This is a genomic window from Kitasatospora sp. NPDC041988, assembly GCF_055588525.1.
This window is the reverse complement of the sequence record NZ_JBVJCO010000006.1, coordinates 16,253-28,725: the sequence shown is the minus strand read 5'-3', so window position 1 is coordinate 28,725 and position 12,473 is coordinate 16,253. Positions and strand designations below refer to the sequence as shown.

Here is a 12,473-nt window from a genome sequence, read left to right as displayed (position 1 = left end):
GAGGTCCCCTGCCGCGCGAGACGCCCGGACCTTGGGGGGGACAAACACTCCCCCCCCACCGAAGGCGACTCTTCGCTTCCCCGGGGGGGGGGGGGGGGGGGGGGCCCCCCCCCACCCCCCCCCCCCCGCTCCTCAACCCCGGGCTCGCCTGGGCCGACGAGGACCCGCCGAAGGCTGCCCTGCTCTACCTGCACGGCATCGCCGACCACGCCTCGCTGGTGGCCGGCCGCTGGCCCGACGCCGGCAGTGACGGGGGACCGATCCCGATCGCGCTCAGCCGGCACGCCGCCGACACCATCCGCATCCACGTCGGTGACGTTCTCGACGCCGGGTCGGCGCCCGCCGTCGGAGACCGTCCGGAGGTGCCCCAGCGGGCCGAGGTGGTCGGGCTCTACACGCCCAACGATCCGGACGACCCGTACTGGGCCGGCCTGCCCTGCCCGGAGAAGGCCTGCCTGGAGGGCACCCCCAAGGTCTACTGGAGCACCGCCGGCGTGGTCGACGCCGGGTCGTTGTCACGGCTCGCATCCTGGGGCAAGGGCGCCACTGACTTCTGGCGGCTGCCGGTCGCCGTCGACGCGCTGCGCGCCGATCGGCTTCCGGAGACCACCGAGGAGATCTCCTCGTACGTGACCGGTCCCACCAGCACGCAGCTGCGGACCGGCACCGGCCGGCAGGACCTCGCGCTCACCTCGCCGCTGCCGAAGCTGTTCCAGCAGGCCGCCGACCGCCGCGCCGCCGTCGCGCCGCTCGCCGCGATCGGCCCGGCCGGCCTGGCCGGCGTCGCCGCGGTGGTGCTCTGCCTGGCGGCCGCCCTCACCTTCGACCGGCGGCGCAGCGAGCTCCGGCTGCTCCAGGCCCGCGGCGGCTCGCGCGGTGGCGTGCTGCTACGCCTGTTCGGCGAGGGCGCGGTGACCGTCCTGCCCGCCGCCGTGGCCGCGACCGTGCTAGCCCTCGCACTGCTGCCGACTCCACGCTGGACGGGCGCAGTCCTGGCCGCGCTGGCCACCACGCTACTCGCGCTGCTGAGCTTCCCTGCCCGCGCGGCCCTCCTCTGGTCGGCGCCGCGCCGGCGGAGCGGACGGCGCCGGCTGGTCGGTGAACTCGTCGTCCTGGCCGTCACCGTCGCGGCCGTGCTGGAAGTCCGGCGCCGCGGCGTCGTCCCGCCCGGGGACGGCCTGGACCCGCTGCTGGTCGCGGCCCCGCTGCTGCTCGCCCTCACCGGCGGCCTGCTGCTCGCGCGGCTCCAGCCGGTCCTGGTGGGCGCGCTGGCCCGGGTGACCGGGCGCGGTCCCGGACTGATCGGCTTCCTCGGCCTGGCCCGCGCCGCCCGGGGCACCGGCGGCCGGCCGCGCCCCTCCGTCCTGCCGCTGCTCGCGCTGATGCTGGCCGTCACCACGGCCGGCTTCGGTGCCACCATGCTGGACGCCGTGGACGGCTCCAGGCTGCACGCGGCCAGGGAGACGGTCGGCGGCGACGCGGTCGTCGGCGCACCGACCGGTGTCTCGCTGCCGCCTGGCTTCATCAAGGCCGCGAACGCCTTGCCCGGCGTCAGGACCGGCACCGCCGTCTGGTGGGAGAGCGAGGTGTTTCTCCTCGGCACCGCCACCGGGTCCACCCGGGTCAGCGTGCTGGCCGTCGATCCGCAGGGGTACGCCGAGCTGTCCCGATCCGTCGGGCGTGGGGACTTCGACCCGGCCGTCCTGGCGGGCGGAGCGGGCGGGGGCGACACGCCCGTGCCGGCCCTGTTCAGTGCCGAACTCGCGAGAGGGCTCGGCGACGGCAGCCAGCGTCTGCGGCTGCTGAACGGCCGGGAACTCCTCGCCACGAAGGTCGGCACCGTCGACGGCACACCCGCGCTGGAGGAGTCGACCCGGCGGTTCGTCATCGTGCCGGTCGGTCCTGCGGCCGCCCGTCGCCCCGAACTCGCGCAGCCCAACCTCTGGTTCGGCACCGGTGACGTGGACGAGCGGCAGCTGAAGGCGCTGGTGCGGGAGCAGGGGCCGCCGAGCGGGGTCGGCTCCCTCAGCGGCATTACGCCGCCCGGCGGCGCGACCGCGTCCCCGACGTCGGTTTCGTCCGCCACCGCCAACGGGCCGGCCTCCGGGCCCGCTTCCGCCGCCGCGTCCGCCGCTTCACCCGGGGCGCCCGGCGCCGCACCGGCCGGCCAGGCTCGCGCGGGCGTCGACCCCGACAGCCTGCCGTTCGGCTACATGGTGCGCACCAGCGCCGGCCTTGCCGCCGAGCTCGCCGACGACCCGCTCCAGCACTCGGCCGGCCGGCTGTTCTGGGCCGCCGTGATCGGCACCGCCGGGGCCGCCTTGCTCGCCGTGCTGCTCACGCTGCTCCGCGCCGCCCCCGAACGTGTGGCCCTGCTCGCCCGGCTGCGCACCATGGGTCTGCGCCCCCGGCAGGGCCTGGCGCTGATCATCGCCGAGACCCTGCCACAGACCCTGGTGGCGGCAGTGGGCGGCGGACTGACCGCGCTCGCCGCGGTCGCCCTGCTCGGACCGGCGATCGACCTGTCCGCCCTGGTCGGCACCCCGGTCCGGACCGGCCTGGAGCCCGCCGTGCCACCGGTGCTGATCCAGGTGCTCGGCCTGACCGCCCTGATCTGCGCCGGGTTGCTCGCCGAGGCGCTGATCTCCGGCCGGCGCCAGATCGCCACCGAACTGCGAGTGGGGGACCAGCGGTGACCACCGCCCGGGTGGCCGGGTCGTCCCGGCGGGCCCGACCGTTCGACGGAACAAGCAACGGGACCAGCAGCGGCACGGGCAACAGCACGAGCGGCACGGACGGCACGAAGAGCACAAGCAGCACGAGCGGCACGGGAAACGGCTCGCGGCAACCGCGACCAGGAGCGCGCCCAGGCGCAGCGGAGACAGGAGACCAGCGGTGAACAGCGCCCCCCAGAACGAGGCGGTCGGCCAGGCCCCCACCTTCCAGGAACTGCGGGACCAGGCGCTCGCCGCCGCCGCACCGAAGGCGTACGGCGCGGGCGCCGCGATCGTCTGCGACCGCCTGGTGCGCATCTTCAGCGCCGAGGGCGTCGAGGTGCAGGCGCTCCAGGGGCTGGAGCTGACCATCCAGCAGGGCGACCTGGTGGCCCTGGTCGGAGCCTCCGGCAGCGGCAAGTCCACCCTGCTCACCATCCTCGCCGGGCTCGACGTGCCGACCGCCGGCACCGCCACGGTGGCCGGCCGCGACCTGCTGGAGATGTCCGCCCGCGAGCGCCTGCGCTACCGCCGGGAGGTGGTCGGTTTCATCTGGCAGCAGACCGCCCGGAACCTGCTGCCCTTCCTGACCGCCGCCCAGAACATCGCCCTGCCGATGCAACTGCGCGGCCGCAAGGGCGGATCGGCCGGCCGGGCGAACCAGCAGGCGGCCCGGGTCGCCGAGCTGCTGGAGGCCATGGACCTCGGCGACCTCGCCCACCGGCGCCCCGCCGAGATGTCCGGCGGCCAGCAGCAGCGGGTGGCCATCGCCGTCGCGATGGCCAACAATCCGCCGGTGCTGCTCGCCGACGAGCCGACCGGCGAGCTCGACTCCGAGACCGGGGCCGGCATCTTCGAGGCGTTCCGCACCGTCAACCGCGAACTCGGCGCCACCGTCGTCATCGTCACCCACGATCCGATGGTCGCGGGCGAGGTCCGCCGCACGGTCGCCATCCGGGACGGGCGGACCAGCAGTGAGGTGCTGCGCCGCACCGTCACCGACGAGCACGGCGAGGAGTCGATCAACGAGCGCGAGTACGTGATGCTGGACCGGACCGGCCGCGTGCAGCTGCCGGTCAAGTTCCTGGAGGCCCTCGGCATGGAGCACCGGGTCGCGGTGGACCTCGGCGCCGACCACATCGCCGTCCGCCCGGACGACCTCACCGGGCACTGAGCGGGGCGGCCGGCCCAAGGCCCGTCGGCGGCCGGCGGCCGGCGAAAGGCGCCGGGCCCGGGCGTTGCGGGGCCGTCGACGGGCTACCGGGGCGGGCGTTGCGGGGCCGTTGCGGGCTACCGGGGCGGCGTTCCGGGCGGGAGGCGCCGCCGGCCGTCAGCTCTCGTCGGTGGTGCGCCGGATCAGTCCGCTGCGCTCGGCGTTCTCCCGGACGGTGTCCCGTGGCATGCCGCCGTCGCCGGGATCCCTGCGGTCGCCGAGACCGGCGCGGTCCCCCCGGGCGGCGGCGGTGCAGAGCGCGAAGACGAGCAGGGCGCTGGCCGCCACGGCGAGGATGCCGAGGGCGGTCAGGACGCGGAGCCAGGTCACGGAAGATGCCTCCAAGGGGGCGGCGCGACGGGACGGCGCGGGCGGGGCGGTGCCGACGGGTGAGGCGGTGCCGATTGGACGGCGCCGGCGTGGACCGCGCGGGCGTGGGCGGTACGAAGGGAGTGCCGCCGGGGATATCGGCAGACCGGCCCGCACGGTCGAGCGTCCACGGGCGGTTCCGCCGCCCACCCGCCGTGCGCCCGCGGTCACCCGCCGCGCGGGCGGGCGTGCACGCGGGCGCTGGAAGCGTTGACGGCGCGCGTCACCCCTCGCCGCGCGCCCCTGCCCCTGCCGTCCCGCCGGCCCTCTCCGCGCCGACGGCCCCATCCGCGCCGATCGCCCTTTCCGCGCCCGCCGCCCCGGCGTCCGGGACCAGCGCCCGCAGGGCCGCGAGGTCCGGCTTCCCGGTCTCGCCCAGCGGAAGGCCCGGCAGCAGCAGGATCGTCGACGGATCACAGAGCGGACCGCTCCGCTCCCGCACCCACCGGTGCAACTGCTGCTCCGTCACCCCGGCCCCGGGCGCTGTGGTCACCGCGGCATGCACCCGCTCCAGCCGGTCCCGGCCGGTGGTCGCGAACATCACCGCCTCCCGCACCGCCGGGTGCGCCAGCAGCGGCACCTCGACATCACGGGGGAAGACGTTGTGCGCGTCCACGATCGCCATCGCACCCTGCCGCCCGGCCACCGTCAGATACCCCGACCGGTCCAGACTGCCCAGGTCACCCGTGTGCAGCCAACCGTCCCGCACGACCCGCGCCGTCAACTCCGGGTTCCGCCAGTAGCCCGCCATGGACGTCGGCGTCCGGACGCAGATCTCGCCCGTCCGGCCCGTCGGCAGCGGCGCGCCGTCCTCGTCCAGGATCCGGACCTCGGTGTCCGGGAACGGCCGCCCGGCCGTGGTCAGCAGCCGCGGGTCGAGGTGCTCGTCCGGCGTCAGCCGGGTGACCGGCCCGCACTCCGTCAGGCTGTACGTCTGCTGCAGGACCCGCCCCAGCCGGCGCGTCGCCTCCGCGAGCCGCTCCGGCGAGGCCGGACACCCCGTGTACGTGACCCGGCGCAGGCTGCCGGTGTCCGTCCGGGCCAGCGCGGGGTGGTCGAGCACCCGGTACAGCAGATGCGGCGGCAGGTACACCCGCGACACCCGGTACCGCTCGACCGCCGCCAGCACGTCCTCCGCCGCGAAGCCGTCCTGCAGCACCACCGTGCCGCCCGCCGCCAGCGCCAGATCGGCCGTGGTGCCGCCGCCGTGGCAGAGCGCCGTACAGAGCAGGAAGGTGGACGCCGCCACCAGCTCCGGCCGTGGCGGGCGCGCGAACCGGCGCAACACCCCCTTCGGGCGGCCGGTCGTGCCGCCGGTGTACCGCACCGCCATCACGTCGTCCGGCCGGTACCCGGGCGCGAGCGGGGCCGGGGAGAGGGGCGCCGCCTCGGCGAGCAGATCCGCCCCGAGCGGCGTCGGGCCGAGCCCCAGCGGCAGCACCGACGGCAGCGCCGCGACGACCTGCTGCGCCGCCGCGCCGTACCGCCGCGGGTCGAACACCAACGCCGCCGTCTGCGCGTCCTCGGCCATCGCGACCTGGTCCGCCACCGGGCGGTCGGTGTACAGCATCGCCACCCGGCAGCCGATCAGGTTGGCCGCAAGCCGCACCAGCACCGTCTCCGGCCGGTTCCCGGCCAGCACCGTCACCCCGTCGCCGCGCCCGAGACCGGTCGCGGCCAGCGCCCGCGCCAGCCGGTGGACGCCCTCCAGGCACTCCCGCGCCGTCCACGACGCCTCCCCGTACCGGATCGCCACCCGCCCCGGATCGCGCGCCAGCCCGGCCAGCACCAGCCCGGTGTACGTCGCCACCCCGGGCCCCGTCGCCAGGCCCGACCCCGTCGCCGCCAACGTTCCCGCCACGCCGTCCCGCCTCCTCCACGCCGGCCCGACGCCTGACGGACCATCACATAGCGCACCCACCTTAGGGGGTGTCCGGCAGCCGCCCGCACCACAGGGCCGGCTGCCCGCCGGGCGTGCGGAGGTTGTTATCGTTCCGGGTCGGGCAGAAGCGGGGAAGAGTGAACAGCATGAACAGGCCGACCACGCCGGGCGGGCCCACCGTGGTACGGCAGGAGGCGCAGGCAGCGATGGAACCGCGGGGCCTGATCGACCTCCGGGGCGAGGCCGGCGCACCCTTCACCGTCCACTACCCGCCGGACGCCGTCGTGGTCGTCTCCGGCCTGCCCGGCAGCGGCAAGAGCACCCTGCTGCGCCGCTGGTCCGCCCAGGCCGGCGCGGCCGCCACCGTCGACCCCCGGGCCGTCCACGAGGCCTGCGAGGCGGTGATGCCGGCAGCCCTGCCCTACGCGGTGTACCGGCCGTGGGCCCGGCTGGAGCACGTCCGCCTGCTGCGCGCCTCAGTGCGCCGGGGCGGGCCGATGCTGGTGCACGACTGCGGCAGCCGGGCCTGGATGCGCCGCTGGCTCTCCCGTGCAGCCGCCCGCCAGGGCCGCGAACTCCACCTCGTACTGCTGGACGTCGGCGCCGCCACCGCCCTCGCCGGCCAGCGCGAACGCGGCCGCTGGGCCCCGAGCCGCGCCTTCGCCAAGCACCGCCGCGGCCTCGACCGCCTCCTCGCGGCGCTCACCCGGCACGCGCAGGGCGCCGCCCCGACCCCGACGCCCGAGGCGGCCTCCGTCCTCCTCCTCGACCGCGCCTCCCGTGGCCGCGCCGACGTGAGCTTCGACCGGTAGCGGCGGCTCCCCCGGGTCACCTCCTTCGCGGCCCCGCGACGGGACCTTCCACGAGCCCCGACCCGCGGCAGCACGATCAAGCTCACGAGTACGAGGAGCAGTACGGCCAGCAGGGTGCCCGGCCGAGGACTCGGGGGAGTGCGGGGGTTCGGGGGGTCCCTGGTGGACCGGAGGGTCTGCTGGGGACACTGGGGGAGCAGAGCAACAGCTGAACAGTATTCAGAGAGGTCGTCCCGCATGCCCGGCAGCAACACCGTCACCGCGAGCCCCTGGTTCCGCCGCTTCCGCCCCGTCGACACGGCACACGCACGGCTCGTCCTCTTTCCGCATGCGGGCGGCTCGGCGAGCTACTTCGTCGACTACTCCGCGGCCCTGTCGCCGTACGCCGACGTGCTCGCCGTGCAGTACCCCGGCCGGCAGAACCGGTTCGCCGAGCCGACGATCGACTCAGTCGACGTCCTGGCGGACCGCATCCACGAGGCCCTGCGGCCCTGGGCCGACCGGCCGCTGACCTTCTTCGGGCACAGCATGGGCTCGGCCGTCTGCTTCGAGGTGGCCCGCCGGTTCGAGGCGGACGGCGGCACGGCCGGGCCGGTGCACCTGTTCGTCTCGGGCGGCCGCGCGCCCTCCCTGCCGCGGGACACCGCCGTCCACCGGCTGCCCGACGACGAGCTGCTCGGCGAGCTGGCCCGGCTCGGCGGCACCGACCAACGGGTGCTCACCGACCCGGAGTTGCGCGAGTTCATCCTGCCTTCGCTGCGCAGCGACTACACGGCCGTGGAGACGTACGTGTGCAGGCCGGACGCCGTCGTCTCGCAGCCGATCACGGCGCTGGTCGGGGACGCGGACCCGCGCGCCTCGCTTGCGGAGGTCGGCGCCTGGGCCCGCCACACCACCGCCGCCTTCGACCTGCGGGTCTTCCCGGGCGGTCACTTCTACCTGGCCGACCAGCGTGCCGCGGTGGTGGAGCTGCTCGCGGCGCACCTGCAGGCCTGAGCCGGCCCGAGGACCTGAGGACCAGGACCTGAGCGTTTGAGAACCCGATGGCCTGACGGGTCTGACGGTCTGGCCGGTGTGTCGTGCCGGTGGTGAGGCTTCCGGGAGGCGCCTCACCACCGGTCGGCGCGGCCGACTTCCTCGTCGGGGGCCTGATGGTGACCGCCGACCGGTTGGCCGGCTGCTGTCGGCGCCCCGGTCGGGGGTGGTGACGCCGGCCATCCGAACAGGCGATACGTCCCTTTTCTGCGCTGTGTCGTACCCGGAGAGTGGGGCGACATCAAAAGTTGACACGGTTGTGACAAGCCGTCATGCGTAAAGCCTTCCCCAAGTGCACACCACTCTGGCATGTTGCGTTCAAACCCCGTGTGATCCCCTCACGCACGGGCCGAACGGAGGACACACGTGTCGCCCCTGATATCCCGGCGGCTGGGCCGCCCGGCCGCCACCCTCGCCGTGCTCGCGGCCACCGCGCTGGCCGCGCCCACCGCGCTGGCCGCAGCCGCCCCCACCCCCACGACGGCCCTGACCCCCGACGCCGCCGGAGCCCCGTCGGCCGCGCCCGCCGCAGCTGCCGGCGCCCGGGCGGCGGCCCCGGCCACCGCCCCGCAGGCCCTCGCCGGCTGGGCGGCCGGGACCCGCTCCTACCTGGTGATCAGCGCGCCCGCCGACACCGCCGCCGCCAAAGCCGCCGTCACCGCCAAGGGCGGCACGGTCTTCGCGAGTTACGACGCGATCGGCGTGACCGTCGCCCACTCGACCGCCGCCGGGTTCGCCGCGGCACTGCGCGGCGTCGCCGGCATCCAGCAGGTCGGCGCGACCCGCACCTCCGACGTCCCGGCCGACGCGTACAGCCCCGCGCTGCCCGCCAACCCGGCCCAGGCCGCCACCACGCTCACCGAGTCCAACCGCTGGGACATGACCCAGATCAAGGCCGACCAGGCCTGGGCCGTGACCACCGGCTCGCCCACCGTCAAGGTCGGCGTGCTCGACACCGGCGTCGACGACCAGCACCAGGACCTCGCACCGAACTTCGACGCCGCCGACTCCGTCTCCTGCGCCTACGGCAAGCCCGATGCCCGCACCGGCGCCTGGCGCGACGTGGACACCCACGGCACCCACGTCGCCGGCACCATCGCGGCCGCCAAGAACGGCAAGGGCGTCATCGGCGTCGCGCCCGGCGTGAAGATCGCTTCGGTCCGGATCGCCGAACCGACCAGCACCCTCTTCTACGCCGAGAACACCGTCTGCGGTTTCGTCTGGGCCGGTGACCACGGCTTCAAGGTGACCAACAACAGCTACTACACCGACCCGTGGCAGTTCAACTGCCCGGACAACGTCGACCAGGCGGCCATCATCGAGGGCGTCAAGCGGGCGCAGGAGTACGCCGAGGGGAAGGGCTCGCTGCAGGTCGCGGCGGCGGGCAACTCGAACTACGACCTGGCCCACAAGACGACCGACTCGGAGAGTCCGAACGATTCGACCCCGGTCACCCGGACCATCAGCAACGCCTGCCTCGACATCCCCACCGAACTTCCCGGCGTGGTGACCGTCGCTGCCACGGGCAGCGGCAGCGGCAAGGCCTCCTACTCCAACTTCGGCACCGGCGTCATCGACGTCGCCGCGCCCGGCGGTGACGGCGCCACCGGCGTCTACTCCACCCTGCCCGGCGGCAAGTACGGTACCAAGAGCGGCACTTCGATGGCCTCCCCGCACGTCACGGGCGTGGCCGCGCTGCTCGTGAGCGCCGACCCGACGCTCACCCCGGCCGGCATCCGGGCCCGCCTGGCCACCCAGGCCAACGACCTGGCCTGCCCCGCCTCGGACGGCCGCTGCACCGGCACCACCGCGAACAACGCGTTCTTCGGCGAGGGCCAGGTCGACGCACTGAAGGCGGTCGGCGGCACCACCACGCCGCCCACCGGCAAGTACTTCGAGAACCTGACCGACGCGGCGATCACCGACAACGCCACCGTGGAGAGCCCGATCGCCGTCACCGGCGTGACCGGCAACGCCCCCGCGACCCTGAAGGTCGGCGTGGACATCAAGCACACCTACCGCGGTGACCTCGTCCTCTCTCTGGTCGCTCCCGACGGCACGCTCTACGTCCTGGAGGACTTCGCGAACAACGACAGCGCCGACAACGTCGCCAAGACCTACACCGTCAACGCCTCGGCGAGCGCGGCGAACGGCACCTGGAAGCTCCGGGTGAAGGACGGCGCCTCCGGCGACACCGGCACGATCGACGCCTGGAACCTCACCTTCTAGCCGTGCCGCACCGACGACCCGTGCTCCGCCGCCCACCGGGTGGCGGAGCACGGGTCGTCGCGGTGGCGGGGCCGGGCGCGGTCACCGAGACCTTCGGGCTCGCCGGAACGAGCCCGGTCGGTGTCCGACCCCGTGCTGCTGGAGGAACTGCTCAAGGATCCCCGGGTCTCCAAGGACGGCCTGCTGCACTGGCCCGCATTCGACGAGGCGGTGCGGACCTGGCCGCTGGCACTGTGGGTGAGCGTGCGCAACATGTTCAACGCGCACGGCGCCGACCACCGGCGGCTGCGCCGACTGGTGAGCAACGCCTTCACGCCCCGCCAGGTCACCGCGATGACGGCGCGCATCGAAGAGCTGACCGACGCCCTGCTGGACGACCTGGCCGCGAGCGCCCCCGGCGAGGTGGTGGACCTGCGCGACCGTTTCGCCTATCCGCTGCCGATCCGGGTCATCTCCGAGCTGCACCGCACGCTGCCGGTGCTGCTCGGCGAGCAGGCGCCGGCCGCTTCCTGACGGGCCGGCCCCGGCCTCCCGCCCCGCGCCCGTGCACGAGTGGGCCGGCCCGCCCGGCGCAGCGGGCGGGAGGATACGAGGATGGGCCTTCGGACCTGGTCGGCAGGCCGGTGGTGGCGGCTTGCCGCACTCGCCAGGAGTCTTCGGCGAGGAGGAATCTGCTCTTCGAATCGAGAGTGCTCTCCATCAGACCCGTCGTGCGGGCACCTCGGTCACCGGCTCTCGGGGTGCTCGCACTCAGTGGCGGGGACGATCGCGACTGGACAGCGGACGTGGTGGATCGCGGCGTGGACCACCGGTCCGAGGTGGGGGCCGAGCGGCAGCCGGCGGCTGCACCGGCCGAGTACGATCAGGCCGGCCGTTGCCGAGGCGTCCACCACGACGTCGGCAGCGTTGCCCCGTACCAGGTCGGACCTTACGTCGACCTGTGGGTAGCGGGTCTGCCAGGGGGCCAGCGTGTCCGTCAGCTGCGTGTTCTCGGCGGCGGACAGCTCATTCTCCATGCCGCCCATCGCGGCGAAGGCCATGTACTCGCTGCCGACCGGCGGCGTCCCAGGACCTCCTGGCTCACCGAGCCGGCCAGGAAGCCTTGCAGCGTGCTCAGCCCTCGGGAGCCGAGCCCCGGCACGGTGGCTCCGCGCCCGGCGGCCTCCAGGGCCTGTTCTCCGGTTCGTGGGCGTTGTCGGGGCCGGTGGCAGTCGCGGAGCGAGTCCGGGGCGACGCCGAGACGGCGGGTGGCCTCGTCCACCACGTCGGCCGGTCCGTCGTCCGTCTCGGCCACCGCGGCCCAGGGGCCCGGCCCTGGGCATCGCGGTCAGTATCGAACGGCTTCACGGCCCGCGCCTGGGCGAGACCGCCCGGAGTGCCGCGCAAGAGCCGCAGCCGGTCACTGACCGCTCGGTGCGGCGCGGAACGGTGCACGGGTCGCAGACCCGACGCGCCGCCCGGCTCCGGACGGTGCAGGCTGGAACCACAGCACCCCGCAGGATGCCCGAGCGGCGGGCCTCCATGTGTCCGGCGGGCGGCGCCAGTAGGAGTGGCGCGAAACCGGTCGCCGAGCTCGGAATGGGAGACGGAGGATGGCCCATACCTACGCGCGCACCGGCGAGCGGCTGGCCGACCAGGCGGACCTGGTTGCCGAGGCGCTGCGGCGGGTGACGGAGGCGGTGCTCGGCTCGCCGGCCGTCGAGGTCGGCCGGGAGCTGGAGGCGGCCGAGCGAGCGGTGGGGGCGCTGTTCGAAGAGCTGGAGGACGACGTCACGGTCGTTCTCGCGGTCGAGGGCACATCGCAGGACCTCCGGGATGTCGTGGCCGAGATCCACATCGGCGGAGACCTGCGGCACCTGGCCGATCAGGCCCGGCAGATCGGGGAGATCGCCTCGGCGCGGCGCGTCAGGGGTCCGTTCCCTGAGGAGCTCCGCACCCCGCTGGGCGGGCTCGCCGACCTGGCGCTCGGCATGGTGACGCTGGCCGCGGCGGCGCTGCGGGAGCCTTCCGTGGCGACCGTCGCCGACCTCCATGACGGCCCCAATGCTGCCGCCCAGCGCCAACGGCTGCTGTACGAACGGATCATCGGCGAAGGGGCGGCCGCCGACCCGACGGACGTGATGGAGGCCGTGTTGCTGGCGGCCTGCTTCGCGCGCTGTGCGCACCATGCGCTGTCGGCGGCCCGGTTCGCGGCGCTGTTCTCCGAGTCGCCGTAGCCG

Annotated in this window: 10 protein-coding genes; 7 read left to right on the top strand and 3 right to left on the bottom strand. The window is 74.9% G+C overall.

Features of this window, described 5'->3' with window-relative positions; all coding sequences use genetic code 11:
* The first annotated feature begins 218 nt into the window (after positions 1-218).
* Positions 219-2,696: a hypothetical protein gene (locus ACZ6NC_RS08440; RefSeq protein ID WP_465730289.1), complete on the top strand. Its 2,478-nt coding sequence runs from the start codon at positions 219-221 to the stop codon at positions 2,694-2,696.
* Between the two features lie 199 nt (positions 2,697-2,895).
* Positions 2,896-3,888 carry an ABC transporter ATP-binding protein gene (locus ACZ6NC_RS08435; RefSeq protein ID WP_465730287.1) on the top strand — a complete coding sequence of 331 codons (993 nt, stop codon included), beginning with the start codon at positions 2,896-2,898 and terminating at the stop codon, positions 3,886-3,888.
* Between the two features lie 156 nt (positions 3,889-4,044).
* On the opposite strand, the gene ACZ6NC_RS08430 is transcribed toward ACZ6NC_RS08435, so the two are convergent.
* Complete coding sequence (locus tag ACZ6NC_RS08430; RefSeq protein ID WP_465730285.1) at positions 4,045-4,257, bottom strand: hypothetical protein; 213 nt, start codon at positions 4,255-4,257, stop codon at positions 4,045-4,047.
* Positions 4,258-4,519: 262 nt separating this feature from the next.
* Positions 4,520-6,157 carry an AMP-binding protein gene (locus ACZ6NC_RS08425; RefSeq protein WP_465730283.1) on the bottom strand — a complete coding sequence of 546 codons (1,638 nt, stop codon included), beginning with the start codon at positions 6,155-6,157 and terminating at the stop codon, positions 4,520-4,522.
* A 167-nt stretch (positions 6,158-6,324) separates the two neighbouring features.
* On the opposite strand from ACZ6NC_RS08425, the gene ACZ6NC_RS08420 reads away from it, so the two are divergent.
* From ACZ6NC_RS08420 to ACZ6NC_RS08405, 4 genes are all read left to right on the top strand, one after another.
* The gene (locus tag ACZ6NC_RS08420) at positions 6,325-6,990 is read left to right on the top strand and encodes an AAA family ATPase (RefSeq protein WP_465730281.1); all 666 of its coding nucleotides are present in this window, start codon (positions 6,325-6,327) and stop codon (positions 6,988-6,990) included.
* A gap of 237 nt (positions 6,991-7,227) precedes the next feature.
* Positions 7,228-7,986: a thioesterase II family protein gene (locus ACZ6NC_RS08415; RefSeq protein ID WP_465730279.1), complete on the top strand. Its 759-nt coding sequence runs from the start codon at positions 7,228-7,230 to the stop codon at positions 7,984-7,986.
* Between the two features lie 405 nt (positions 7,987-8,391).
* Positions 8,392-10,254 (top strand): S8 family peptidase, encoded by a 1,863-nt coding sequence (locus ACZ6NC_RS08410; RefSeq protein WP_465730277.1) that lies wholly within the window; start codon positions 8,392-8,394, stop codon positions 10,252-10,254.
* Between the two features lie 120 nt (positions 10,255-10,374).
* On the top strand, positions 10,375-10,767 hold the full coding sequence (locus ACZ6NC_RS08405) for a hypothetical protein (protein ID WP_465730275.1): 393 nt from the start codon (positions 10,375-10,377) through the stop codon (positions 10,765-10,767).
* 212 nt (positions 10,768-10,979) lie between these two features.
* Here the strand turns inward: ACZ6NC_RS08405 and ACZ6NC_RS08400 are convergent, their stop codons facing one another.
* Positions 10,980-11,270: a universal stress protein gene (locus ACZ6NC_RS08400; protein WP_465730273.1), complete on the bottom strand. Its 291-nt coding sequence runs from the start codon at positions 11,268-11,270 to the stop codon at positions 10,980-10,982.
* A gap of 576 nt (positions 11,271-11,846) precedes the next feature.
* On the opposite strand from ACZ6NC_RS08400, the gene ACZ6NC_RS08395 reads away from it, so the two are divergent.
* Positions 11,847-12,470, top strand: coding sequence for a PhoU domain-containing protein (locus tag ACZ6NC_RS08395; protein WP_465730271.1), 624 nt, complete (start codon positions 11,847-11,849; stop codon positions 12,468-12,470).
* Positions 12,471-12,473: the final 3 nt, after the last annotated feature.